The sequence below is a fragment of the Hungatella sp. genome (genome assembly GCF_046966825.1).
Genome location: NZ_JBKVCZ010000028.1, coordinates 22,063 through 47,494, shown reverse-complemented (window position 1 = coordinate 47,494; position 25,432 = coordinate 22,063). Strand labels below are relative to the sequence as shown.

Sequence of the window (25,432 nt, the reverse complement as noted above, 5' to 3'; positions counted from 1 at the left end):
TACTGCTCCTGTCCAGTCTATTCGCATATTTTTCTTCGAACCGCCCGCTCCCAGACACATAAAAGCAGGCAGCCGGCCGCATAACAGGCCAGATCCTTCACGTCAAACACCGAACCGAGCACGATTCTGGCGAATCTGCTGCCGGATAGTCCCAACAGCGTCACAAGGTCAAAATACTGAAGCACCTCCACGCATGCCGCGAATAAAAATACGTAAAGCGGCATCCGCCGCACCTTCACCGGGACAAATATTCTGACGAAACAGTATACTACGAGAACCACCAGCATGTCCCCCACATAGGGCCGTACCACTCTGTCGTGAACATACAGGGCAATCAGCGTTTCCACCGCCATCAGCACCAGAAACGCAGCTCCGTACAGCAGACGCAGCTTCTTATCTCTCTCTGTCATTTCCCTCATCGCGAAAGCCCCTTTCCTCTTTATACGTACTATCATAGCGGAGAACACGCATGATTGCAATAAAAAGAATACCGCAGCAGTTCCACGCCTCCGGCCGTCTCCGGCCAGTCACTTTCCTGCTGCAGTACTATGATTTTTATCCTCTTTCCATTCTCTGTAACCGGAGCATCATCCGATGATCTCCATCTCCTTGGAATCCCGGTTCAAGCTTACGGCGCCGTCCGCCGTAATCAACATCAGATCCTCGATCCTTACCCCCAGCTCGCCCGGAAGATAGATTCCCGGTTCACAGGAAAAGATCATGCCCTCCTGCACAACGTCCTGGTTCGCAGAAGAGACATCTCCTGCGTCATGCACCTCGATTCCGATGCAGTGGCCGAGACGGTGTGTAAAATACGGGCCGTACCCTGCCTCCGTGATGATGTCCCTTGCCACCTTATCAATCTCACAGAACTTCATCCCCGGCTTCATGACCGCCTGTGCGGCTAAATTAGCCTTCTTGACGATCTCGTATACTTCCCTGCCCTTTTCACTGGCGCTCTTATAAAAAAACGTTCTGGTCATGTCGGAGCAGTAGCTGTTCTTCTTGCATCCCACATCGAAGAGCACGCAGTCGCCGTCTTTTAAAACGGTTCCATCCGGCTTATGATGGCCGATGGCCGCATTGGCCCCAAAGCTTACCAGCGGGCCGAAGGAAGGGCCTTCTGTCCCCAGCTCCTTGTAGATTGCACACATTCCGGCAGCGACCTCCAGCTCCGTCACGCCCTCCTTTATGAGACCGCGGAAACGGGCCATGGCCTCGTCATTTAACCGGGAGGCCAGAATCATCTTTTCTTTCTCTTCCCCGTCCTTGATCCGGCGGGCTCCGTCCACGCATTCTGAGGCATTTTTATAGGAGGAACCGGCTCCCAGTTCCATCAGCTCCAGAAGGAATCTGGCCGCCATCTTCTTATCGATCCCCAGCGGCTTCTCATGGTCTGTACAGTCCGCGATCATCCGGCAGGCCGGGTCCGTATCGGAAAACCACACCTTTTCGATTCCGATATCACCGTCCACGGTAAACAGTTTATTGATAAACAGCTTATTGTTTCCATTTTTATTTAAATACAATGCCAGCAAACGTTCATTGGGCAGAATCCATCTACCGGTTAGATAAAAGACCGACGGCGGATCGCTGATGATCATCTGCTCCAGCCCCATCTCTTCCATATTATGTAAGACGCGGCCTACTCTCTCTTCAAACATATTCCTGCCTCCTTTGTTCCCTTAAACTCCGTAGAATACAGGCGCTCCTGGTCCTAACGGCAGACCGATGATCATCCAGACAGCTAAAAGCAGCGACCAGAAGAATAAGAATGCCATAGAGTACGGAAGCATGGAGGAAACCAGCGTTCCCCACCCGGTATCCTTGTCGTATTTCTTCATAATTGTCAGGATATACGGAATCCATGCGATAACCGGGGCGATGATATTGGTAGTGCTGTCACCGATCCGGTAAGCCACCTGGGTCAGCTCCGGAGATAATCCCATCTTCATAAACATCGGCACGAATACCGGGGCAAAGATCGCATATTTCGCGGAAGCGGAAGCCATAAACAGATTCACAAAGCCTGCAACCAGGATAAAGCAGATCACAAGAACTACGGAGTTGACATTTAAGCTCTTTAACAGTTCCGCGCCCTTGAAGGACAGAACACGGCCAATATTGGTATAGCTGAAGTAATTGGTAAACTGGGCCGCTACAAACGCCATGGCCACAAAACCGGATATGGAAGCGATGGCCTTATTAAAGGAAGAAACTACATCCTTATCGGATTTGAAAGTGCCGCACAGTTTTCCATATACAAAGGAAGGAATAAAAAACAGCAGGGTGAACAGCGGAATAATCGCGTTCATCAGGGTGGAACCGTCGATTAAGCTGCCGGTCTCCGGGTTTCTCATAAAGGAATTTTTCGGAATACAGCAGATGATGTAAAATACCGCGATTCCTACGAATACCCAGTTGGCAGCCTTCAATGCCTTCTCTTCCTTAGCGGAAATGCTGTCGGACGCCTCGATTAAAGTTCCGTCTCCATTTTCCTTATACGGCCCAAGGCGCGGGATGATCACACGCTCGGTGATATAGGTTCCCACAATGGTAATCAGGATGGTCGATACAATCATAAAGAACCAGTTGCCCAGCGGTGTAACCGTATAGGATGGATCCAGAGTCTGAGCCGCCGCAGTGGAGAAACCGGATAAGGTGGCATCCGCGGAACCGATCAGTAAATTTGCGGAGAAGCCGCCGGATACACCTGCAAATCCGGCGGCGATACCTGCCAGAGGATGCTTTTTGTATGCCTTGAAAATCATGGCTGCCAACGGGATAAAGACAACGTAACCGGCATTTTCCGCTACGTTTGTCATAACGCCGATAAAAACGACCATCGGTGTCACCAGCGCGGCCGGTGTCACCTTGACCACCTTGCGGATCAGGCCGTTTAAATAGCCGGAGCTTTCCGCCACTCCGATTCCCAGCATGATAACGATGGTAAAGCCCAGCGGCGCATAGCTGGTAAAGTTGGTTACCGCGGAGGTCAGCATATACTGAAGTCCCTTAACGCTGAACAGGCTGACGATGGATACGGTGGCCTCCTCCACCGTGCCGCTGCCTGAATTGTACATTTCGCCTGCGGCGCTCCACCCAAGGGCTGAACCGATACCGGAGACGATGACTACTGCCACTGCCAGATAAAAGAATATGGTGAGCGGTGTCGGGAGTTTGTTCCCTGCGACTTCGATCTTATCCAGAAAGCGCAGGATCCAGGAACGTTTTTTTGTCTTGGTTGTGTTTTTCATACTTTCTCCTTTATACATTATATTATTTACTGCCTATTTCGCAGTATTTGACGCGATCAGCGCGGCATCCCACACACCGGAAAACGGCGGGGAATAACATAAATCCATAAATCCCATCTCATCCACGGTCAGTCCGGCGTAGATGGCGATGGCGTAATAATTGGCCCTCGGAACCACGATTCCCTGTCCGTACGTCTCCGCCCCCAGGATCTTTCTCGTATCGGCGTCGTAGATCAGCTTAATATTCAGCTTCTCCGTGCCGTAATAGGAAGCGTAGCTGTTGCCCGTAATCATATGGGCCTTGTAATGAAGCCCCCTTGCCTTCGCCTCCTTCTCGGATAAACCGACCTTGGCCGCATCGATGCCGAACAGCCGCAGCGCCGAGCTTCCGATCAGCTTAAATGGCTTCGGCTGCACACCGCCTAAAATATCGCCGATGATTCTGCCCTGTTTGTTGGCATTGGTTCCTAAAGGCGCATACAGATAGTCGCCGGTGACTGCGGACTTCATGATGCTGCAGTCGCCTGCCGCGTAAACGTCCGGGATACTCGTCTCCATCCGCTCATTCACGCAGATCGCCCCATTTCTGGCCTTCTCCACATTGGTGATAAAGGATGTGGCCGGTGCGATTCCCGCGCTGTTGATCACCAGATCCGCCGGGATCTCCTCGGTCTCTTCCCCGCGCTGCAGTACGGCCCGTACGATGCGGCCGTCTTCCTCGACCAGACTCTGCACCATGGTTCCCACGCGCACGGTCACGCCGTTTTCTGCAAGCTCGGCTTCCAGCGCCTCGCTGATCTCGGTGTCAAAGGCCGGAAGCACGTGCTCAGCCAGCTCCACGACCGTAACCTCTTTGCCGTAATGTCTGCACGCCTCGGACAGCTCCAGCCCGATGAATCCGGCTCCGACGATGACCACATGGCGCTGGTTCTCATCCAATAACGCCTGTTTCACCCTGGTTCCATCCGCCACGTCGCGGATCTCGAATAAATTGGTGTAAGAACGGTCGAACGGCGGAAAATGGCGCACCCCCGCTCCGCTTCCGATCACCAGCTTGTCATAGGTATCGTCAAACACCTCTCCAGTCTGCAGATTCTTCACGGTCACGGTCCTGGCGTCCGTATCCACGGCCGTCACCTCATGGTAGATTTTTACCGGGATCCCGCTCTTCGCAAATTCTTCCGCCGTCCTGGCGATCAGTTCCTTCCCCTGTTTGATATGATCGGAAATATAAAACGGAATTCCGCAGGCGCCAAAGGATACCTCTCCGCCCTTCTCATAAACCACGATCTCGACCGCATCGCCCAGAAGTCTTTTTAACTTTGAGGCCGCCGACATTCCGGCGGCAACTCCGCCGATAATCACTGTTTTCACTCTCTCACCCTTCTTTCTACGATAATCGCATTTGTCATACAGCCAGTTACATTGATGAGTGTTCTCGGCACATCGCCGATGGGATCGACGGCGATCATCGGTCCGAGACCGTTCACCGCGCCGGTGATTCCGCTGCCCATCACGGCTCCGAATTCCGCCATGGTGGCCGTACCCGGAACACCGGTAATCCCATAGGAAACCAGTACGATAACCATCACCAGACCGAACACCAGCGCCGGTGTCATGGTAAGTCCGCTTAAGCCTGCGGCAAATACCGCTGCCATCGCCGGGAACATGGCGCCGCATCCCTGCATTCCTGAAGAGATGGCGTAGGCAGATACCTCGTCGGTAATCTCCTTTTTAAGCCCCAGACCGGCCGTCAGCGCTTCCTGCGCATCGGGGAGGCAGGCGGAACCGGAACGGGTAACCAGCGCCTTTTTCATCGCCGCCTTTCCCGCCCGGAAAAATGCCGTCGGGCTCACACCGGAAACCGCGCACAGTACCAGCTGTACCGCCAGCATGATCAGAGAGGCCGCACAGAGAACTGCCAGCATCTTCACCAGCATAAGGAGAAACGCCGGGCCATACGCCGCCGTAAACGACGCCATGACAGCGGCCGCCCCCATGGGCTTGTAGGCGATAACGGCCTTGCACACACTCGTTATTACAGAGAAAGCGGCATCTGTAACGTCCAGAAACGGCTTTACCGTATCCATATATTTACCGGACATTCTCCGGGCTGCAATGCCAATCAATACGGCAAACACAAAGATTCCCACCACATTGCCGGTAAGAAAATCGAAACCGATTCCCGATGGAATCAGATGCGCAATCGAATCGGTGATCTTCTGTCCCTCCCCGATTTCCCAGGAAAAGACTGCGGTATCTGCTCCAGGCGCCGCGCCCACCTTAAAGCAGAGGCCAAGGCAGGCCCCAATCAGGGCGCTGACCGCAAGCATCAGCGTATTAACCCATTTCTTCCATTTTATTAGCGGCGTCTCTGTCTTTACAAGAGGCGTGTGGATAACAAGGCGTACCCCTGCGACAAAGATGGACGGAGCGATCAAAAGCTGAAACAAGGAAACATATCCGTTCCCCACCAGGGAAAACCAGCGGCCCAGATCCGCGGCATATACTCCTGCGCGGCCGGACAATCCCCATACGATCAGCCCGTATACAGTTCCAATCCCTGTTCCGATCAGCACACGGGCCGCAAATGTAAACTTTTTCTTCGGCAGGCGGCTGATTCCGAACAGCAGACCGAAAAACACGATCACTCCCGCCAGGCTCTCCACCCTCGTTAATCCTAAAAACTCTATTATATTCATGAATGGTTCCTTTCTGTCAGCATTCCGTCATAATACGGATTATTTCCTTATCGGTCTCTCTCATTCCATCTTTTCCGAGACGGCCCACATTAGTGATGGTATTTTCCACTCCCTTGGACACGATGCCGTCGCCGCCTTTAAACTGCTGACCATTGATATACATATAGTATCCCATGATTCCGGCGTCCACCGCGGCCGCGATCTTACCCGCACAGGACGGCTTGGCGCCGTCGCAGATAATGCCCGACACGATGGCAAGGCCGTTGACGAGGGTGTGGGCGATGGTCTTATAATCGGCCCCCAGCAGGAAGGCGATTCCGCATCCGGCCCCGCATCCCGCGCTGACCGCTCCGCAGTAGGCGGACAGACGGCCGATTCCCGTCTTCTGGTGGATCGTGATTAAATTCGAGAGCACAAGAGCGCGGTAGAGTTCTTCCTCGCTGGAGCCCAGTTCTTTCGCATACTCAATCACGGGCAGGGATGCGGTCATACCCTGATTCCCGCTTCCGGAATTGATAATAACAGGAAGCTCGCATCCGCTCATACGGGCGTCCGATCCGGCCGCAGCCGCAGCCCTTGCCCGGACGCGGATATCGTCACCGTAGGCCTTCAACAGGACACTGCCGATATTGGCGCCCCAGTCGTTCTGAAGGCCGTCCTCCGAGATCGCGCTGTTATAGGCAATCTGGCGCCCTATAACGTCTCTCACGTCCTCCAAATCCACCGTTTTGGCAAAATCGTAGATATCTTCTACATTTAAGAGGCTCCGGTCCGCCATCTGCGCCTCCCTGGCAGCCACGGCTCCCACTTTGTAAAGGACCTCTCCATCTTTCTCGATCAGCACAATATTCGTATGATACCCGGCAATCCGCACTTTCACGCAGGAACCGCCGCCGGATACCGTCACTGCCATATCGAGGATTTCGTCCGTCTCCAGCGGCCTCACAGATATCTCCGCATTCTGTAAATACGCTTTTATCTCTGCCTTCTGTTCCTCCGTCACACCTGCGATAACTTCCAGAATTCTGGACGCATCCCCGGCTGCAATGCCGGCCGCCGCCGCGGCTTCAATGCCCTTTAAGCCGCCTGTGTTGGGGACAATGACACTCTTTACATTTTTCACTATATTGCCGCTGGCTTCCACCACGCAGCGTTCTGGAAGGCAGCCCAGCACCTCTCTGGCTTTCGCCGCGCAATAGGCCAGAGCAATCGGCTCCGTACACCCCATGGCAGGCACGAGTTCCTCTTTTAGAATCTGTACATAGGTCGAATATTGAATTCCGGTACGTTCCATGATTTCCCTCCGATTAGTTTATGTATTTTTTATAAATTTATATAAAAATTTTATCTTATTCTATCTGATATGTCAACATTTTTAATAACTTTTTTTTATCGTAATAATAATTTATCTATCATTTTATTCCTCTGCACAAAAAAAGAGACCCGGACTATTGTCTTCCGGACCTCTCTTCTGTTTCATATGAATTGTACTTATGCCTCTATTCTTACGCTTTTCTCTGAATCTTTGACTGATAGCGGTATACACTCGCCTCCGAGCAGTATAAATACTCCGCGACCGCCCCCACCGCGCCCTTTAACTGGAACAGTCCCGCGCGGTTCAGTTCGCCGATAATCTCAATCTTCTCATTCTGCGTCAGACGCTCCCTGACCTTTGCTTCACTGGACCCCACCACGGTAATCACAGCTTTTTTCATCATATCTCCCATTACATCTTCGGAGAAATTTTCGACAGGGCCGGAACAGATGATTCCCGACTTGCCGCCGTCGCTCATCAGCTCCATACCGCTCAGCTGGCGGATACTATCCATTACCTGCTCATACGGCGTCATGTCAATATTGACACAGAGCTGCCCTACCAGCTTCCCTTCCTCCCGGATAAAATACGTCGAAGAACGCAGCCTTTTATCTGGAGCCGCTTTGCCTTCATAGTTTACTACATAATCTCTTTCTTTCCACTCTTCATTCGCCAATATGGACAGTGTAAAATCGGTAATAGGTGCTCCAATCGTACGGCCGCTGACATGTCCATTGGCGATCGCGATAATATCATGGTCCGGTTTGCGGCAGTCTCTCAGTACGACCTCTGCATTCTTTCCCAGAACCTCTCCCAGAAAATCAACCAGCTTTTTATAATAATCCAGTATGTCCAATTCCATAATTCCTTTCCGCATCGTTCAACACTCATTTTCATTATAACAGAGGAAAAACCGTTCCGCAACCGATTCTGCCGCCACGCTCTGCTGTTAAATTCACTAAATTTTATAATTTATTGCGATTTGTTGACAAATTCTGTCATTTTATGTATAGTTCTCATGGAAACATTATTATTCTAAAGGGGGCAATGATATGAAACAGAAAACAAATTACTCATCACCCTACGAACTGGACGGAAAACTGCCGCTTAAAACAGCATTCCCGCTGGGCCTTCAGCACGTTCTGGCCATGTTCGCAGGAAACTTAACACCAATTCTTTTAATCGCAGGTGCGTGCGGAATCACAGCCGGCTCTGCGGAACAGGTGGCAATTCTTCAGAACGCCATGCTGGTAGCCGGTATCGTCACACTGGTTCAGCTCTTCTCCATCGGTCCTGTGGGCGGCAAGCTTCCCATTGTCATGGGTACCAGCTCCGGTTTTATCGGCGTATGCCAAAGTGTGGCCGGTGTCATGGGCGGTGGCGTCGCAGCTTACGGTGCCATACTCGGCGCATCATTACTCGGCGGATTATTTGAGACAGTGCTGGGTTTTTTCTTAAAACCTCTGCGCCGCTTCTTCCCATCCGTTGTTACCGGTACGGTCGTTCTCTCCATCGGTCTTTCCTTAATCAGCGTCGGTATCGGATCCTTCGGCGGCGGCAGCAGTTCTAAGGATTACGGTTCTCTGGAGAACTTATTTCTGGGCTTTGTAGTCCTCCTGAGTATCGTACTGTTAAAGCATTTTTGCAAGGGCTTTGCAAGTGTATCTTCTATATTAATTGGTATTATCATTGGTTACGTGGTGGCGGCAGTCATGGGCTTCATTCTTCCCAACACCTTTACCTTCACAGATCCGGCTACCGGAGCTGCGGCAGAGATGACGAAATCCTGGGTTTTAAACTGGAATAAGGTTGCCGAAGCCAGCTGGTTTTCCATCCCGAAGCTGATGCCTGTAAAGCTGGTATTTGACGCCCGCGCCATAATCCCGATTGGAATCATGTTCATCGTAACGGCAGTTGAGACTGTAGGTGACATCTCCGGTATTACAGAAGGCGGTATGGGGCGTGAAGCCACAGATAAAGAACTGTCCGGCGGCGTTATGTGTGATGGCCTTGGTTCTTCCTTTGCGGCCCTTTTCGGTGTGCTTCCCAATACCTCCTTCAGCCAGAACGTAGGTCTGGTCGGCATGACGAAGATCGTCAACCGGTTTGCCATCGCAACCGGCGGCGTATTCTTAATCGCCTGTGGTTTATTCCCGAAGCTGGCAGCCATCGTCTCCATCATGCCTCAGAGCGTTCTCGGCGGAGCGGCTGTCATGATGTTTGCCTCCATCGTAGTCAGCGGTATCCAGTTGATCACCAAGGAAGAGGTCAATACCAGAAGCATTACCATCGTATCCGTAGCTCTCGGTCTCGGATACGGTCTTGGCTCTAATGCAGCTGCCCTTACATACCTGCCGGAACCGGTGCGCTTAATCTTCGGCGGATCCGGTATCGTGCCGGCTGCGCTGGTGGCAATCATCTTAAATGTATGCCTGCCAAGGGAATCTGCCGCAGAAAAGACGGCAAAAAAATAAAAACAGGAAGCCATTGACGGCCTGCTGCCATAAAAGAACATTGAAACACGATAAATGCCGCATGCAGAACCCCTCTCGGTACTGCATGCGGCATTTTCATCTATGTAAACTGTTCGTAATAATTTGGCGAAGCCGGTCACATCAAGCGCGCTTTTCTTTATGACCATGGCTTCTTCTATGTTCAATCCCTCTCGGGCTTTCTGATACCTATCATACACGGCAAATGTGTCCAAAATTTGTTGTATGCCTAAAGCCTTTCTAAAAAGTATGAAAAACTCTTTAATATTTTCATAAGTGCTTCTAATCCGGCGACTTTACACATCTTTTACAAAACCTATACTAAATCCTGATATCTTCTGCTTCCATTCCTTAGTATACTCCAAATGTAAGATAAAAATAAATGTAAGATATCATATCAGAAAAAGAGGAGAGGCAATTATGAAAAAGAACATGGTAAAAACACTTGCACTTGCCGGAATGGCAGTTTTAACAATGGGAGCCCTGGCTGGCTGCGGCAGCAATACAAGCGAGTCAACCGCGGCGCCAACCACCGCACAGTCAGAGGCTGAGGCGACCACAGCAGGTACTTCCTCCGCTGAGACAACCACCGCGGCTCCTGCGGCTTCCGCAGACTTAAAGGGTTCCATCAGCATGGTAGGTTCCACCTCCATGGAAAAATTTGCAACCGCGCTCAGCGAGATCTTCATGGAAAAGTATCCGAACGTAACGGTTCAGGCCGAATTCGTCGGCTCCGGCGCCGGAGTGGAAGCAGTGAATAACGGCTCCGCAGATATCGGCAACTCTTCCCGTGATTTAAAGGACGAAGAGAAAGCCAACGGCATCGCCGAAAACATCGTAGCCATCGACGGCATTGCAGTCGTTGTCGATCCGGCCAATGCCGTGGAAGACTTGACAAAGGATCAGCTGACCTCCATCTATAACGGTACAATCACCAACTGGAAAGACGCAGGCGGTGCAGACCAGCCGATCGTAGTCATCGGCCGCGAGTCCGGTTCCGGTACAAGAAGTGCTTTTGAGGAAATCCTCGATGTCGCTGACGCCTGCAAATACAGCAATGAGTTAGACAGCACCGGCGCAGTTATGGCAAAGGTTGCTTCCACACCAGGCTCCATCGGATACGTTTCCTTAGACGTTCTGGACGACACGGTTAAGACCTTAAAGCTGGACGGCACAGAGGCCACTGCGGATAATATCAAGGCCGGCGCCTACTTCTTAAGCCGCCCGTTCGTTATGGCAACCAAAGGAGAAATCTCCGAACAGAACGACCTGGTAAAAGCATTATTTGACTACATCTACTCCGATGAAGGCACCGAATTAGTGAAATCCGTTGGTTTAATCCCAACAAACTAAAAGCCTGACGGCTGAATCAGACATCATAAAAAGGGACGTAGAAGGCGATCAGACACTACGTTCCTTTTATCCGCATATATGAAAGGAGCCATCTTATGCACCCGAAATCTTACTCCATCTTTGCCGGACGCGGCAGCAAATCCGCGGTGGAACATGCGGCGCAGATTATCTTTACCGTCTGTGGTTTCTTTGCCGTCCTGGCGGTCGCTTCCATCACGATTTACATGATCATCAGCGGTACTCCCGCTCTCTTTAAAGTGGGAATCGTCGATATCCTGTTCGGCACCGTCTGGAAACCGGAAGCCGCAGTCCCCGCCTTCGGTATCCTCTATGTTATCCTGACTTCCATTGCCGGAACCGCTCTCGCCATTTTAATCGGAGTTCCCATCGGTGTTATGACGGCCGTTTTCCTCGCTGAAGTGGCGCCGCCAAAGCTGGCGGGAATCGTTCGTCCGGCGGTGGAACTGCTGGCCGGAATCCCCTCCGTCATCTACGGCCTTCTGGGAATTCTGATCCTGAATCCGCTCATGTATAAGCTGGAACTTAAGATTTTCGAGGGCTCCACGACACACCAGTTCACGGGAGGCGCCAATTTGATCTCCGCCGTCCTGGTTCTGGCCCTGATGATTCTCCCCACAGTCATCAACATCAGTGAATCCGCTCTCCGCTCTGTTCCCAGAGAGCTGCGAAGCGCCTCCCTGGCCCTTGGCGCCACAAAGATTCAGACCATCTTCCAGGTCGTGCTCCCTGCGGCGAAATCAGGCATTATTACTGCCATCGTACTCGGCACCGGCCGCGCCATCGGTGAAGCCATGGCGATCAGCCTCGTATCGGGAAGTTCGGTTAATTTCCCCCTTCCCTTCAACTCCGTCCGTTTTCTGACGACGGCAATTGTTTCGGAAATGTCCTACTCGGCGGGCCTTCACAAACAGGTGCTCTTCACCATCGGCCTCGTCCTGTTCGCTTTTATAATGATCATCAATATTTCTCTGACCAGGCTGTTAAAGAAAGGAGATGTACAGCATGACTAACGAAATCGCAGTTCCTCTTCACAAGGATACCGTCATCAAAAACAGCATCTGCCGCAGGCAGACGCGGGTTTCTGACTCCATACTCACGTTTTTGATCTATCTGAGTGCATCCATATCCATCCTGATTCTGGTCGGTATCATGGGATACGTGTTCTTTCGTGGAATCTCACAGATCAACTGGGAATTCCTAAGCACTGTTCCCAGCACGATAAAGGGCACCTTCGGAATCCTGGGAAATATCGTCAATACCTTGTATATCGTCGTAATCACGCTGCTCATCGCCACCCCACTGGGTGTGGGAGCCGCCATTTACTTAAATGAATACGCAAAGGGAGGCCGTGCCGTCCGCCTCATCGAATTCACCACGGAGACGCTCTCCGGTATCCCCTCTATCATTTTCGGCCTGTTTGGCTACGTATTCTTCGGTACGACACTGGGTTTAGGCTATTCCATTTTAACCGGAGCCCTGACGCTCTCCATCATGGTCCTGCCGCTGATCACCAGAACCACGCAGGAAGCGCTTAAGACAGTTCCCGACAGCTACCGCTCCGGCGCACTGGGAATCGGCGCCACCAAATGGTATATGATCCGCACCATCCTGCTCCCCAGCGCCATGCCCGGCATCGTGACCGGCGTCATTCTGGCCATCGGCCGTATCGTGGGCGAATCCGCCGCCCTCCTGTTCACCGCGGGAAGCGGCTACTTACTGGCAAAGGACTTTTTCGGAAAAATCTTTGAATCCGGCGGTACACTGACGATCCAGCTCTACCTTTCCATGCAGAAAGCCAAATACGACCAGGCCTTCGGCATTGCGGTGGTTTTGCTCCTCATCGTCCTCGCCATCAACGGCCTTGCCAAATATTTATCCCACAAATTCAACACGGAGGTTAGAGAATAGTGAATACCAGTACAGTAAAAATAGCAACTGACAGCCTGGACTTATATTACGGCACCAATCACGCCTTAAAAAACGTCTCCATGGAGCTGTATACCAATAAGATTACCGCCTTCATCGGCCCCTCCGGCTGCGGAAAGTCCACATTTTTAAAGACTTTAAACCGTATGAACGATCTTGTGCCCTATGTGAAGATCGAAGGCGAGGTTCTGCTGGACAACGAAAATATCTACGACCAGAGAGTCGATACCACCCTTCTCCGCAAAAAGGTAGGCATGGTATTCCAGCAGCCGAACCCATTTCCCATGAGTATTTACGACAACGTGGCCTACGGTCCCAGAATCCATGGAATTCACAGCAAATCGGAGCTGGATGATATCGTGGAAAAGAGTTTAAAGGGCGCGGCCCTCTGGGATGAGGTGTCTGACCGTTTGAAGAAATCCGCTCTCGGCTTATCCGGCGGCCAGCAGCAGCGTCTCTGTATCGCCAGAGCCCTGGCCGTGGAGCCGGAGGTACTTCTGATGGACGAACCGACCTCCGCCCTCGATCCTATTTCCACGCTGAAAATTGAGGATCTGATGGATGAGCTGAAGAGCAAGTACACGGTGGCGATCGTGACCCATAACATGCAGCAGGCCACCCGTATCGCCGATTATACCGCATTTTTCCTGGTTGGCGAGGTGGTAGAATACGCTCCCACCACGGAGCTGTTCTCCTCTCCAAAGGATTCCAGAACCGAGGACTATATCACCGGACGCTTCGGCTGATCCGGTTTAACTTATGTAAACTTAATTCAGAAAGGATTTACTTAAAATGACGACAAGAATCAATTATGACCACGAGCTGACGCTGTTAAACGATGACATCAAGCAGATGGGATACATGGTGGAGTCTTCGATCGAACAGTGTTTTATCGCATTTGAGGACCAGGATTTCGAAAAAGCGGAGGGAATTATCCGGGGCGACCGCACCATCAATGATTTAGAGCGCTCCATTGAGGCCCGATGCCTCTCCCTGATTCTCCGCCAGCAGCCGGTGGCCGGCGATCTGCGGGTCGTATCCAGCGCTTTAAAGGTGGTCACGGACTTAGAACGAATCGGTGACCACGCCTCCGATATCGCGGAACTTATCCTGCGCATCCGTGGGGAGCACATCTACCATGTGGTACGCCACATTCCGGGAATGGCCATGGCCGCCCGCGAGATGGTGCGAAGCGCCATAGACGCCTTCATCTCCCAGGACATCACCGCCGCTAAGACCATCGAAAAGCAGGACGATATCGTGGATGAACTGTTTACCAAGGTAAAAAACGATGTAATCGATCTCCTGAAGCAGTCCGCCGAGCACGCCGACCAGTGCATCGATCTTCTGATGATCGCAAAATACTTAGAACGCATCGGCGATCACGCCGTTAATGTCTGCGAATGGACGGAATTTGCGAAGACCGGCGCTTTGAAGAACGTTCGGATTCTGTAGGGTGGATTGGAAGAAGGTGCCGCTAGTGGCTTTCAATAATTTTAAAGCCACTAGCGGCACCTTTAATTTGTTTTACATAACAGATGATGCAATTTCACAATTATCTCCATGGTGTACTGATGTTTTCAGTTAACCAGTCGACCATCTCTTCCTCTGACATATTTAAATCATAATAAATATGGAGAAGCCGGAGGAGACCCTGTACCAGATGGAGTATCAAAAATATTATCGCATTCTCCTGCCGGAGCACCAGCACTTGAAAGCATTCCTGCTGGCCAGACTGGGCGAAAAAACGCTTGCCCGGTCTGCCGTCAGTCGCTGGTATAGTATCCCATAAGGAATTTCGCACACAATTCATCCTGATAATTGTATACATAAAGATAATTGCCGGACGTCCGGGTATAGAAGCATTCCTCGATAGTCGAGACAGTCCCGGACGCACTGTCGGATTCCAGCGTCTTCACCAAAACGCCATCACGGTATATGTAATCGCTGGAGATCGATGTTCCTCCCGAATCATTGACAGATAAATAGGCCATATGATCGTTCACAAGAATCGGAAACATCATAATCTCCTTACCGCCGGGCAGCTTACTCTTATCGAACTCGAAGAGACATTTTCCCCTCATATCATAATAATAGTTGCGGCTGCCTTTCTCGATCACGGCTATATTTTCCTGGAATTCAGTGCCAAATATGGAGACCGCGTCCGAAGTCACTTCCAATTTCATCGCAATCTCCGGATTGTGCTCCATGAACTCCTTCACATCGTAGTAGAGCTCCTCACAGCCCTCTCCTTCCCATATTTTCTCATCCGACGGCACGCCTTTTTCTGTGATTGTTCCATTTTTATCCGCATAGTCGTAAGTATAATGCCATTCCCCTGATACGCCCGACTCTACCCATACCGCGTGTTCCAGCCCATAACCATCTTTTGTGATGAAGATATCGCTGTACACCGGTTCACAGACCCAGCGTTCCTCTGCAATAGAATAGAGGCCGTAATTGCTGGTCAGAGTATCCTGCATGGTGAGCAGGCTGCGGCCGTCCCACACCATAAACGGAGAAACCGCCTGATTATCCACATGACGGATAAATTTCAACAGATTCATGGAGCGGTCGAACACAGCAATTCCATTTTCGCCGTAAAGGTAATCCCCATCTGCAAGTATGGCTTCACCCTTTGAAAGAGGAATCTCCGCCTTAAATACCTCGCCCTCCCCTTCAAATCCCTGGGGAAGCGGCTTCTTCACGTCCCGGATACCCACGTAGCCCAGAGTATTGATCAGCGCCTGACCGTCATCCGACGTGAGCCATTCAAAGAGGCGGTATGCGTTTGAGTCCTTCGGTTCATCCTTCCGGACTGCTGCATAAAAATCGCTGACATAGGGATAGCTTCCATCCCGTATGGTATCGCTGGAGGGCATCACGCCGTCGACCGCCATAAACTTCAGTTCCGGCTTCTGATACATGTTTTTTGCATAGTAGTATACGGAATAACCGAGGGCTTCTCCCGTATTATCGTAGGCAGAGACCTTTTCGATCAGCTCTCCCATCTCTGAAACCACATAGTCCTGCGGCGCTTCCGCCATGGCGGTTCCCTTCATCACCAGCTTCTCCATAAGATTCTGGCTGCCGGAGTTCTCAGGCCTCTGAAACGCCCGTATGGTCTGGCTGCTGCCTCCCACCGCCTTCCAGTTTTTAATTTTACCGGAATAGATATCGATCACCTGCCGCCCGGTCAGGGATTTTACAGGATTCCCCTGATTCGCCATAAAGACCAGCGCGTCCCGGCCGACCGGTTTGATAATCAGATTGTCGCGCTCTTCCTTCGGCCGTTTCTTCACGCTCTCGCCAGGCTCATAGGCGATGACGAGATCCGTTTCCTCCCCCCAGATCAGATTTAAATACGCCTGGGTTGTCTTGTCATGCCGGATAAAGCGTTCCGCCTCCTGCTCCGTTGCTCCCGTTGCCAGGCGGAAAATGGCCTGTGACAGTGGAATCGTCGCGGTGGAACCGTCGATCTTCGGAAATTCCTCTCTTCCCATCTTTGGACACGTCACCATCGCCGAGGGGGCATTCTCTTCGGCCTCCTTTACCGCGGCCAGATTGCCGGTTTCCGACTCATTCAGTACGCGGTCATCGAAGGCGTCCGCCTCGACAGATGGCTGATACCACGATTTTCCTGAAAAATACGTACTCAGATCATCACTCTTAAACTTGCGTCCGTGCCTTGCGTAGATCTCATTCCTGGCAATGCGGAGTTCTTCCCTGGTGAGGGCTTGAAGCTCCTCCTGCGTATAGATATGAGTCTGTGCATCCGGAAGAATATAATCATCGTCCCAGCTCCCTACCGGATAGGCTGGGACCTCTTCGGCGGTCTGGCTCTCCGTCTCCTGTTTCGTACTTTCCTCTTCACTGACACCGGACGTCACCGTCTCCGGGGCCGTCCCGGCCGGTTCCTGCTTACTGCCGCAGCCCACAGTTCCCAAACCAATGAGGAAAGCCAGTGCCACGGGCAGCAAATGAACTTTTTTCTTCATATCACACCTCGTTCGCGTAAACTATCATTTCCCTGCTTTTCTCCATCATACCATAAAGTCATTTTACCGTCATGATTTTGCAGAATGTTCTGGAATTTGTAAGAAATATCACAAGTAAACCTTTCCTTCGCCGCGTGACGAGTGAAAAAGAGGCCGCGGTATCCTGAAATACCGCAGCCTCTCTTCTTACAATCTTATCTCATTCTATTACAGCATCGCAGTTCCCCTGCAGTACGTCTGTGCCACATCGTAATTGTCTTCCAGCACGACGAAATCGGCGTCATAACCAGCCACCAGTTTTCCCTTCCTGTCATCCACACCGAGACATCTGGCCGGATTGATGGTACAGGAATTAAGGGCCTGATCAAACGGAAGAAGCGCGTCCTCAACCAGAATGCGGAGACCGCGGTTCATGTACAGCGTGCTTCCTGCGATCGTATCGGTGCCCTTTAAATAGGCAAGTCCACTCTCACTGATCTCGATATCGTGACCGCCCAGCTGATAGCTTCCGCCCGGAGGGCAGTGCTTTGCACGCAGGGAATCCGTCACCATGATAACGAAATCGCGGCCCTTTGCCGTAAAGTAATTGTTCAGCGCGGCCAGATGGGAATGGCAGCCGTCACAGATAATCTCTCCGTAGATATCTCTTACCCGGAATGCGGTTCCCACAAGGCCCGGCTTCCTGTGATGGTAAGGTGTCATGCCGTTGTATACATGCGTCATGGAGGTAGCGCCATTGGCTATGCCCATCAGCGCCTGCTCGTAGGTTGCAGAGGAATGGCCCATGCTGACCACGACTCCGTTCTCCTTACAGTATTTTGTCAGAGCAAAATCCACGTCATGCTCCGGCGCCAGCGTAATGTATTTAATCAGCCCTTTCGCAGCCTCCTGATACCTCCGGAACTGGTCAACGGCCGCCTGTGCAATCGCCTCCGGCGGCTGGGCTCCCTTATAATCCATGTCGAGATACGGTCCTTCAAAATGAATTCCCAGAATCTCCGTGCCCTCATAGCCCTCTTCTACGACCGAGGCCACATTAGCCACAGCCTTCTCCAGGACATCCGGCATCTGTGTTACCGTAGTTGGAAGAATGGAGGTCACTCCTTCCTCCGGTATATGTTTCATCCAGTTTCGTAAGCCCTCCGGCTCTCCGTCATTGGTATCATATCCATAAGCTCCATGGGTATGCACATCGATAAACCCTGGAACAATCCTTTTGGTTCCATAATCCTGATCCACGGATCTTTCGCCATATTCGCGGACAGCAGTGATCTTTCCTTCTGCGACCTCGAGCTGAGCTGGTATAAACTGGCCTGCGATCCAGACCTTTTTACTTTGTATTATCATGACCATACACCCTCTCTTTCTTATCGCCGGCAGTCATCTGTCCGGCTATCCTTAGTATAACCAGTTCCCATCTCTATTTCAAGACCATTTTGAAAATAATTTTCAAAATTAAATTAGAAATAAAAAATGCGGCCCAGCTACCGGAAATTCTCTTCCCGGGTGCCGGACCGCGTGCTCAAAGACTCTTTTTATGCGTCTTTTTATGTGTCTTTTTATGTGTCTTCTTACATTCTTCTCATATCCTTACTTATATTACACCTCCATCTTCTTCGTCTTTGTCTTCCTCAACCGGATTTTGCTCCACCGGCCACCGAATTATAATGCGGAATAAATCCGCCTCTACCTCTACATTCATCTTCCCATTCTGCAGCTCCACGAAACTCTTGGCGATTGCCATACCCAGGCCGGAGCCTTCCGTGTTGCGCGACTGGTCGCCGCGGACGAAACGTTCCGTTATCTCTTCCGGATTAAAGGTAAGCTCGTTGGCCGACACGTTCTTCATGGTGATGACCACTCCGCCGTCGTCCCGTTTCATATCAATATACGCTCTGGTATTCGGCATGCCGTATTTCATGATATTGGTCAGAAGATTGTCAAAGATCCGGTACGTCTTCTGACTGTCCAGCGGCAGGACGATCTTCTCGTCCGGCAGATTCCACCGAAAATCAATGGTAGACTCCTCAATCTTATCGCTCAGCTCCAGACTCACCTCTTTTAACAGGCTTACAATATCCACATCCACCAGATTGAGCGTCACATTATTGCTGTTGGCCTTGCTGATTTCAAACAGATCCTCGATCAGGGATTTCAGCCGCATGGACTTCTGTTCCAGCACATCAATATAAGCTTTTCTCTGTTCCGGTACCGCATTGTCATCCTTTAACAGGTTTACATAAGTAATAATTGCCGTCAGCGGCGTCTTTAAGTCATGGGACATGTTGGTGATCAGATCCGTCTTCATCTTCTGGCTCTTAACTTCTTCATCCACAGCCACCTTAAAGCCGCTCTGAATCTTCTGGATCTCCGTCTTAAACGGTTCAAACACACCGAGATCTTCCGAAATCGTCACATCTAAATTTCCTTCAGCGATCTGATTAGTTGCCTTTAACAGGATTCTGTATTTCCGGGTTAAATCCCGGTAGTATTTGCGCAGCACCAGGAACAGCACGATCGAATAGATGATCAGCGCCCCAATTCCAAAGAACCACAAGCTGCATAATACCGTCAGAATAATGAAGTTCACACCCACGATCTTAAAGATCGTCCTGTCCGAGTTATCCTGCAGATTGATACTTCCCAGGAAGTTGTAAAATCTGCGGCAGAGTCCTGCGCACCAGCCATAGAACAGCCCGCATAAGGTTCTTTCCCTGATGTAGCGCTTGAATCCGATGTGGAACACATCTCTCATACACAGAACAGCCCAGTAAATGATCGCAAACGGGATACACCACCAGAACACATTCCACAGCTTCACCATTATATCCGCTGCCTTCGGCAGGAAATTCGCACGGATCAGACCGAAATACAGGCTTCCATGGTTCGTCACAGCCACCAGGCTGGTCAGACTGTAGCCGAAGCCTATTCCTCCCGCACCAACACCGAGGACGATCCCCAGCGGCGCACGCAGCACCTTGCTGTCATCTGCCCGCGTCACATCGAAGCAGGATAACAGGAATGCGGCTAATGCCACAAAGATTCCCAGTCCTGCAAATACCTGAGCGACTCTTCCGGAGTTATAATAGGAACCCCAGGATGAGCTTCTGGCCAGAGAATACTCCGCCAGCTGCTGTTCCGTCATGGCGTAGGCAAAGGTAATATTCTTCGGATTTGACAGTTTAAACTGCGGTTTACTGCTGTACTGTTCCCAGTAGTACTCTTCCATGGGATCGACTTCCCCGAACTTCTGGAGAATGTTCAGCAGATACGAGGTATCCTGCCCGCCCAGCTGCATCACATCCATGCGGCCATGCCCATCGTAATGCATCACAACCCGGAACACATAGCTGTCATCGGTTAAGATGTTCCTGTCCTTTGCGTAATTCATGAGAATGCTTCCGTTTTCGTCCAGTACCTGAAAATCGATGGCATTCCTGATGCTTCCGAAATACCGGTTCCAGCTCTCATACTCCATCATACAGTTCTGGCGGAGATTGCGTAAGTATTCCTGCCGCTCCTCGGCCATATAGCTTTCTTCCTCGTCTGTGGGGTTCCCATAATACTCATCTTCCAGAAAAGATGTGGTATCCTCTCCCACCGCCTGCGTCTCGTCCTTCGGAATCTGACTGTCCGCCTCCGGTGCCGGTGCCGTTTCATCTCCCGGATTCCCTGCACCTTCCTCCGCCGCAGCCGTCTGTTCTGCGTATCCGTCCAGACTTCCGTTTTTCAGCTCATAGGCGCCTTCCGGGAAGAAATGCTCGAACGGCGAAATCACCACACCATTTGCATACTGATACTGTTCTAAATCCAGCACGTAGTTGCCAAAGACGAGGTGGCGTAAAAACGCCTGGTCTTCATATGCGGGCTGCTCATGGCGTCCCGCCTCTTTTTCAAAAAACGGGTACAATCCCGTCATGATAACAGCCGCCGCCACTACAATAAGAAAGGACAGCAGCGCACTGATTCTATGCCTGTTTTTCAATTTTATATCCAACTCCCCACACCACCTTTAAATATTTGGGTTCCTTCGGGTTAATCTCAATTTTTTCCCTGATTTTTCTCACGTGTACCATAATGGTGTCCGTGTTGATCGCCCGCTCATTCCAGACGCGTTCGTATATCTCTTCCGCGGAGAAGACCCTTCCTGGATTCTTCATCAGGAGAGCGAGAATCTTAAATTCGATCGGCGTCAGCTTTGCCGGCTTTTCGTCCACCGTAACTTCCACGGTATCCTCGTTCAGCTCCAGTCCGCCGATGATATAAATGTTGCTCTTTTCCTTCTGTTCCTTTGCCTCCAGCATATCCAGATACTTTCTGTACCGTCTCAGCTGGGAATTAACTCTTGCAAGCAGCTCCATCGGAGTAAATGGTTTCGATATATAGTCGTCGGCACCGATATTCAGTCCCATGATCTTATCGACCTCCTCCGTCTTCGCGGAAAGGATAATAACCGGAAAGTCGTATTTTTCTCTCAGCTTGACAGTCATGGTAATGCCATCCATTCTCGGCATCATCACATCCACGATAGCCAGATGTATTTCTTCCTGATCCAGAATCTTAAGGCCCTCGATTCCATCGGCCGCCTGGAATACTTCATAGCCCTGGCTCTTTAAATAAATCTCGACTCCTTCTCTAATCTCCTTATCATCTTCTACCAGCAGAATGTGATTTGTTTCCATGGTATCTCTCCTCGCTTTCGGATATTTTATGGTTCATACAGATTCAAACAATAGTATACCATGAACGCCGGATTCCTAAAAGACCCGCCTGACGTTTTATCATGATTGGTACTGCATGAAAGAACACTGTCTGCATCTCTGTATTATGCCACAAACATGCATTTATCTTCCCTTCCTGCCTGCAATACTAGGATATATGGGCAATCTTAAAATGAACGACGTGTAAAACGAAAGAAATTCTAAATCTTTTATTTAAAAATGTCCGCAGCCCCTTAAACCGCTTGCAGCCTCTGGTCGCGCAGGAAAAATATGCCGGTTGACAGATAGTTGGTAGTGTTTTTTTATCATTTCTGTTACACTCAGAAGTATCAAAGAGTGCTTCAAAGGGAAATGGAGGGATTCCACATGTCACTGGCAGAAAAAATACAGGAATTAAGAACGTCTCATCCATCTGGCGGAGCTCTTTCAGATTTCGCCAAAAGATCTGGCAGCTCCTGACATGACGGTAAGTCTTCTTCCTGATGTAAAAGAAGAAGTAAACCGTATGCGCGGGCAGGCAGCAAAATTCAAATGGTTCATAACCGGCTGTCTTCTGCTGTTTCTCGCGGCATTTTCGGCGGCGCTCTATACACGGTTTCAAGGATTAACACTGCCGCCGGATAACCGGACACGGAATCAAAAGAAACCGCCTGTCACACCAGCACTGTGACAGACGGTTTCTTACTGCATAAAACCATATTTTACATCTTGTTATTTGACCAGCCCAGCCATCGTCGGAAGCGCCATGCTGACAGCAGGAATATACGTTACCAGCACAAGGCCCACCAGGATAGAGGCATAATACATGACCATATAAGGCATAACCCTGGCAAGTGACGTCTTTCCAACCTTAATCGCCACAAACAGCGTATTACCTACAGGCGGTGTAATATTTCCGATACAGAGGTTATAGACCAGGATCAGCCCGAAATGAACCGGATGCATGCCAAAGGTCTTGACAATCGGAAGAAACAGCGGCGTAAAGATCAGGATTGCCGGAGTTACATCCATAAAGGTACCTGCGATCAGCAGGATCACATTCATAATCAGCAGGATGATAATCGGGCTGTTGGTAAGGCCCAGAAGTCCTGCGGAAATCGCCTGGGGAATCTGAGTAAATGCCATAACCCATCCGAGAATATTCGATACGCCGATGAGGAATACGATCATACCGCTCATCTTTGCGCTGTCCACCAGAATCTTCCAGAAGCTCTTCCATGTAATATTGCGGTAGCAGATGCCCAGCACCAGCGCATAGACAACGGCGATGGCCGAGCCTTCCGTCGCGGTGAACACGCCTGCGATAATGCCTCCGATAACCACGACAATCAGGGAAAGCGCCGGGATAGCTTTTAAGGTAGCCGCACCCAGGTTCTTCCAGTCAAATTTCCCCGGAGTTCCCTTATATCCTTTTTTCCGTGCAATGATAACTGCCACAACAACACAGCACACCGCCCATAGAATTCCTGGTATGTAGCCCGCCAGGAACAGGGCCGCCACAGAGGTTCCGCCTGAAACCAGCGAATATGTGATAAGCGCGTTTGACGGCGGGATCAAAAGTCCCGAGGGAGCGGAAGCACCGTTGGTAGCCGCACACACCGCGCGCTCATAGCCCTGTTTGTCCTCGCCCTCCTGCACCATGCTTCCAACCGCTGCAGCCGCTGCCGATGCGGAACCGGAGATGGCTCCGAACAGGGCGTTGGCGCCGACATTGGTCACCAGAAGAGCTCCGGGCAGTTTTCCCAGGATTGCCAGCACAAAATCCACCAGCCGCTTGGCAATTCCCCCCTGATTCATCAGGTTGCCCGCCAGGACGAAAAACGGAATCGCGGTCAGACTGAATTTACTCATACCCACAAAGGTTCTCTGCGCCGCGGTCAGCACGGATACATCCAGACTCACCATCTGAAGGATCGCCGCCAGCGCGGAAATACCGATCGCATAGGAGATCGGAACTCCTGCAACCAGGAATACCGCCAGAACGAAAATAATAATTGCTAAAGATTGGATTGCCATAGCTTATGCTTCCCCCTTTTCCAGATTTTCTACCAGGGTATCTTCCTCGCTGGTCGGCAGCACAGGAATGTTTCCCTTTACGATATCGTAGATGTTCATAGCAGTATAAATCATGTTAAGAACTCCGCTTAAAGGGAGTACAATGTAGAAGATACCAATGGCCACACCCAGAGAGGAGGTCATCTGCCCCATGGCAAGGCTGGTGATCTGCATACCGCCGTACACCAGGATTACCGCTGAAAATACGAACGCCACGATCTCAGCAAAAATGGAAAATCCCTTCTTCATCGCCTGCGGCATGCGCTCCACCACGACGGGGATATTCATATGGCCCCTCTCACTCGTGATCAGACTGGCTCCCAGCAGGGACATCCAGGCAAATAAGTAGGAGACCAGCTCTTCCGACCATGTGGAAGGATTTTTCAGGATATATCTTGTAAATACCTGCCAGCAGGTCAGGATAACCATAGCCAGAAAACTGATGCCCGCAAGGCCGTTTAATAGTTTTGTCAATTGTTTTCTTAACTGCTTCATCTCGTTTCCCCCTAATTCGTTTCCGCAGGATACTCTGCATTATACATCTGGATCGCATCATAGATCGGCTGCAATGCCGGGTTGTTTTTCAGCACGGTGTCGTGAAGCGGCAGACACGCCTCCACAAATGGTTTCTGATCCGGATAGATGAAATTCACATTCTGCTCGTTTTGCGCGCGGTCCTTGGCATTGGCCACAGCCTTTACCCATTCCTCCTGCTCAACCTGATTTACCAGCTTAAAACCTTCCTCGAATACTGCCCGGTCTTCGTCGGACAAGCTTTCCATAAAAGCGTTATTGCCGATCAGAATGTCCGGCACCATCTGGTGCATATCGTAGGAGTAATATTTACAAACATCGCCGTGTCCGTTATCCGTTAAAGCCATCTCGTTATTCTCCGCCCCATCGATAATTCCCGACTGAAGCGCCGTGTAGACATCTCCGAATCCCATAGGCGTCGCGGAGCCGCCCAGCAGCTTCATCATCTCGATGTTGGTAGGCGACTGCTGCACGCGGATTTTTAATCCCCTCAAATCCGCAGGACTCTCGATCGGTCTGTCAATGGTGTAAAAATTTCTCGTTCCCGCATCCAGCCACGTCACCGCAGTAAATCCTGCTTTTTTTGTGGATTCATAGATTGGTCCCGTCACTTCCGGATCATCCATCACGTGGTGATACGCCTCCGGACTCGCAAACAGATACGGCAGATTAAAGATCTCATAATTCTTGCTGAATGTTTCTAAAATGGCATTGCTGGCCACGCAGAAATCAATCGCTCCCGTCTGTGTCAGCTGTACCATGTCGGTCTGGGATCCCAAAAGCTCGCTGGGATAAACCTCCACCACATACTTGTCGCCCAGCTTATCATTGATGTAATCCTGAAAAGCCGTGAGCGCAATATGAGTGGGGTGATTGGTAGACTGGTTGTGACCGATTCTGATCGTCCTCTTTTCCTGATTTCCCGCGCATCCGGTCACCGCCAGACACGTAAGCGCTGCGCAACATACAAGAGCCAGTAACTTTTTCAACTCTTCATTGATAAATCCCTCCTGTTTTTTTACACTGGCAAACTGCCTCATCAGCAGGTTCCGCAAGAA

The 25,432-nt window shown here is 50.8% G+C and carries 21 protein-coding genes; 7 read left to right on the top strand and 14 right to left on the bottom strand.

Annotated elements, in window-relative coordinates; all coding sequences use genetic code 11:
* Positions 1-17: 17 nt before the first annotated feature.
* From ACLTD4_RS11360 to ACLTD4_RS11330, 7 genes are all read right to left on the bottom strand, one after another.
* Complete coding sequence (locus ACLTD4_RS11360) at positions 18-419, bottom strand: DUF2809 domain-containing protein (RefSeq protein ID WP_117621194.1); 402 nt, start codon at positions 417-419, stop codon at positions 18-20.
* A gap of 168 nt (positions 420-587) precedes the next feature.
* Positions 588-1,664, bottom strand: a complete 1,077-nt coding sequence (locus ACLTD4_RS11355) for a M24 family metallopeptidase (RefSeq protein ID WP_117621195.1) — start codon at positions 1,662-1,664, stop codon at positions 588-590.
* Between the two features lie 21 nt (positions 1,665-1,685).
* Positions 1,686-3,257, bottom strand: a complete 1,572-nt coding sequence (locus tag ACLTD4_RS11350; RefSeq protein ID WP_055657776.1) for an AbgT family transporter — start codon at positions 3,255-3,257, stop codon at positions 1,686-1,688.
* Between the two features lie 33 nt (positions 3,258-3,290).
* On the bottom strand, positions 3,291-4,631 hold the full coding sequence (locus ACLTD4_RS11345) for a CoA-disulfide reductase (protein WP_055657778.1): 1,341 nt from the start codon (positions 4,629-4,631) through the stop codon (positions 3,291-3,293).
* Positions 4,628-5,959: a cation:dicarboxylate symporter family transporter gene (locus ACLTD4_RS11340; protein WP_117621196.1), complete on the bottom strand. Its 1,332-nt coding sequence runs from the start codon at positions 5,957-5,959 to the stop codon at positions 4,628-4,630. The genes ACLTD4_RS11345 and ACLTD4_RS11340 overlap by 4 nt, the downstream gene beginning before the upstream one ends.
* A gap of 16 nt (positions 5,960-5,975) precedes the next feature.
* Positions 5,976-7,253, bottom strand: a complete 1,278-nt coding sequence (locus tag ACLTD4_RS11335) for a serine dehydratase subunit alpha family protein (protein WP_117621197.1) — start codon at positions 7,251-7,253, stop codon at positions 5,976-5,978.
* A 211-nt stretch (positions 7,254-7,464) separates the two neighbouring features.
* Positions 7,465-8,136 carry a transcriptional regulator gene (locus tag ACLTD4_RS11330; RefSeq protein ID WP_242353198.1) on the bottom strand — a complete coding sequence of 224 codons (672 nt, stop codon included), beginning with the start codon at positions 8,134-8,136 and terminating at the stop codon, positions 7,465-7,467.
* A 190-nt stretch (positions 8,137-8,326) separates the two neighbouring features.
* Here ACLTD4_RS11330 and ACLTD4_RS11325 point away from each other — a divergent pair, with 190 nt between their 5' ends.
* From ACLTD4_RS11325 to phoU, 6 genes are all read left to right on the top strand, one after another.
* Complete coding sequence (locus ACLTD4_RS11325; protein WP_055657785.1) at positions 8,327-9,748, top strand: uracil-xanthine permease family protein; 1,422 nt, start codon at positions 8,327-8,329, stop codon at positions 9,746-9,748.
* Between the two features lie 438 nt (positions 9,749-10,186).
* The gene (locus tag ACLTD4_RS11320; protein ID WP_002601911.1) at positions 10,187-11,119 is read left to right on the top strand and encodes a phosphate ABC transporter substrate-binding protein; all 933 of its coding nucleotides are present in this window, start codon (positions 10,187-10,189) and stop codon (positions 11,117-11,119) included.
* A gap of 95 nt (positions 11,120-11,214) precedes the next feature.
* The gene (gene pstC, locus ACLTD4_RS11315) at positions 11,215-12,150 is read left to right on the top strand and encodes a phosphate ABC transporter permease subunit PstC (protein WP_002601912.1); all 936 of its coding nucleotides are present in this window, start codon (positions 11,215-11,217) and stop codon (positions 12,148-12,150) included.
* A complete protein-coding gene (gene pstA, locus ACLTD4_RS11310) occupies positions 12,143-13,048 on the top strand; it encodes a phosphate ABC transporter permease PstA (RefSeq protein ID WP_002601913.1) in 906 nt (301 codons plus the stop codon). Before pstC ends, pstA begins: the two co-directional genes overlap by 8 nt.
* Entirely contained in the window at positions 13,048-13,812 is a 765-nt protein-coding gene (gene pstB, locus ACLTD4_RS11305; protein WP_117621198.1) for a phosphate ABC transporter ATP-binding protein PstB, read from the top strand. The genes pstA and pstB overlap by 1 nt, the downstream gene beginning before the upstream one ends.
* Positions 13,813-13,858: 46 nt before the next feature.
* A complete protein-coding gene (phoU, locus tag ACLTD4_RS11300; protein ID WP_002601915.1) occupies positions 13,859-14,521 on the top strand; it encodes a phosphate signaling complex protein PhoU in 663 nt (220 codons plus the stop codon).
* A gap of 311 nt (positions 14,522-14,832) precedes the next feature.
* On the opposite strand, the gene ACLTD4_RS11295 is transcribed toward phoU, so the two are convergent.
* From ACLTD4_RS11295 to ACLTD4_RS11280, 4 genes are all read right to left on the bottom strand, one after another.
* Positions 14,833-17,064 carry a YARHG domain-containing protein gene (locus ACLTD4_RS11295; RefSeq protein ID WP_117621199.1) on the bottom strand — a complete coding sequence of 744 codons (2,232 nt, stop codon included), beginning with the start codon at positions 17,062-17,064 and terminating at the stop codon, positions 14,833-14,835.
* A 207-nt stretch (positions 17,065-17,271) separates the two neighbouring features.
* Entirely contained in the window at positions 17,272-18,411 is a 1,140-nt protein-coding gene (gene nagA / locus ACLTD4_RS11290; RefSeq protein WP_117621214.1) for an N-acetylglucosamine-6-phosphate deacetylase, read from the bottom strand.
* 247 nt (positions 18,412-18,658) lie between these two features.
* Positions 18,659-21,061: a sensor histidine kinase gene (locus ACLTD4_RS11285; RefSeq protein ID WP_412331316.1), complete on the bottom strand. Its 2,403-nt coding sequence runs from the start codon at positions 21,059-21,061 to the stop codon at positions 18,659-18,661.
* A complete protein-coding gene (locus ACLTD4_RS11280; protein ID WP_002601919.1) occupies positions 21,033-21,746 on the bottom strand; it encodes a response regulator transcription factor in 714 nt (237 codons plus the stop codon). The genes ACLTD4_RS11285 and ACLTD4_RS11280 overlap by 29 nt, the downstream gene beginning before the upstream one ends.
* A gap of 499 nt (positions 21,747-22,245) precedes the next feature.
* Here ACLTD4_RS11280 and ACLTD4_RS11275 point away from each other — a divergent pair, with 499 nt between their 5' ends.
* A complete protein-coding gene (locus ACLTD4_RS11275; protein WP_055657795.1) occupies positions 22,246-22,455 on the top strand; it encodes a hypothetical protein in 210 nt (69 codons plus the stop codon).
* A 41-nt stretch (positions 22,456-22,496) separates the two neighbouring features.
* Here ACLTD4_RS11275 and ACLTD4_RS11270 read toward each other — a convergent pair whose 3' ends face one another.
* The 3 genes from ACLTD4_RS11270 to ACLTD4_RS11260 are packed head-to-tail and all read right to left on the bottom strand — an operon-like array spanning position 22,497 to position 25,414.
* On the bottom strand, positions 22,497-23,801 hold the full coding sequence (locus ACLTD4_RS11270; RefSeq protein ID WP_055657797.1) for a TRAP transporter large permease: 1,305 nt from the start codon (positions 23,799-23,801) through the stop codon (positions 22,497-22,499).
* Positions 23,802-23,804: 3 nt separating this feature from the next.
* Positions 23,805-24,335 carry a TRAP transporter small permease gene (locus tag ACLTD4_RS11265; protein WP_055657798.1) on the bottom strand — a complete coding sequence of 177 codons (531 nt, stop codon included), beginning with the start codon at positions 24,333-24,335 and terminating at the stop codon, positions 23,805-23,807.
* Positions 24,336-24,346: 11 nt separating this feature from the next.
* The gene (locus tag ACLTD4_RS11260; protein WP_412331315.1) at positions 24,347-25,414 is read right to left on the bottom strand and encodes a TRAP transporter substrate-binding protein; all 1,068 of its coding nucleotides are present in this window, start codon (positions 25,412-25,414) and stop codon (positions 24,347-24,349) included.
* Between the last annotated feature and the right edge of the window lie 18 nt (positions 25,415-25,432).

What these genes read in the sequence shown, in the direction of transcription:
- ACLTD4_RS11355 (WP_117621195.1), bottom strand. Translation starts at nt 1,664, where the DNA reads ATGTTTGAAGAGAGAGTAGGCCGCGTCTTACATAATATGGAAGAGATG.
- pstC (WP_002601912.1), top strand. Translation starts at nt 11,215, where the DNA reads ATGCACCCGAAATCTTACTCCATCTTTGCCGGACGCGGCAGCAAATCC.
- pstA (WP_002601913.1), top strand. Translation starts at nt 12,143, where the DNA reads ATGACTAACGAAATCGCAGTTCCTCTTCACAAGGATACCGTCATCAAA.
- ACLTD4_RS11360 (WP_117621194.1), bottom strand. Translation starts at nt 419, where the DNA reads ATGAGGGAAATGACAGAGAGAGATAAGAAGCTGCGTCTGCTGTACGGA.
- ACLTD4_RS11330 (WP_242353198.1), bottom strand. Translation starts at nt 8,136, where the DNA reads ATGGAATTGGACATACTGGATTATTATAAAAAGCTGGTTGATTTTCTG.
- ACLTD4_RS11265 (WP_055657798.1), bottom strand. Translation starts at nt 24,335, where the DNA reads ATGAAGCAGTTAAGAAAACAATTGACAAAACTATTAAACGGCCTTGCG.
- ACLTD4_RS11270 (WP_055657797.1), bottom strand. Translation starts at nt 23,801, where the DNA reads ATGGCAATCCAATCTTTAGCAATTATTATTTTCGTTCTGGCGGTATTC.
- ACLTD4_RS11280 (WP_002601919.1), bottom strand. Translation starts at nt 21,746, where the DNA reads ATGGAAACAAATCACATTCTGCTGGTAGAAGATGATAAGGAGATTAGA.
- ACLTD4_RS11260 (WP_412331315.1), bottom strand. Translation starts at nt 25,414, where the DNA reads ATGAGGCAGTTTGCCAGTGTAAAAAAACAGGAGGGATTTATCAATGAA.
- ACLTD4_RS11325 (WP_055657785.1), top strand. Translation starts at nt 8,327, where the DNA reads ATGAAACAGAAAACAAATTACTCATCACCCTACGAACTGGACGGAAAA.
- ACLTD4_RS11335 (WP_117621197.1), bottom strand. Translation starts at nt 7,253, where the DNA reads ATGGAACGTACCGGAATTCAATATTCGACCTATGTACAGATTCTAAAA.
- phoU (WP_002601915.1), top strand. Translation starts at nt 13,859, where the DNA reads ATGACGACAAGAATCAATTATGACCACGAGCTGACGCTGTTAAACGAT.
- ACLTD4_RS11350 (WP_055657776.1), bottom strand. Translation starts at nt 3,257, where the DNA reads ATGAAAAACACAACCAAGACAAAAAAACGTTCCTGGATCCTGCGCTTT.
- ACLTD4_RS11320 (WP_002601911.1), top strand. Translation starts at nt 10,187, where the DNA reads ATGAAAAAGAACATGGTAAAAACACTTGCACTTGCCGGAATGGCAGTT.
- ACLTD4_RS11295 (WP_117621199.1), bottom strand. Translation starts at nt 17,064, where the DNA reads ATGAAGAAAAAAGTTCATTTGCTGCCCGTGGCACTGGCTTTCCTCATT.
- ACLTD4_RS11275 (WP_055657795.1), top strand. Translation starts at nt 22,246, where the DNA reads ATGACGGTAAGTCTTCTTCCTGATGTAAAAGAAGAAGTAAACCGTATG.
- ACLTD4_RS11340 (WP_117621196.1), bottom strand. Translation starts at nt 5,959, where the DNA reads ATGAATATAATAGAGTTTTTAGGATTAACGAGGGTGGAGAGCCTGGCG.
- nagA (WP_117621214.1), bottom strand. Translation starts at nt 18,411, where the DNA reads ATGATAATACAAAGTAAAAAGGTCTGGATCGCAGGCCAGTTTATACCA.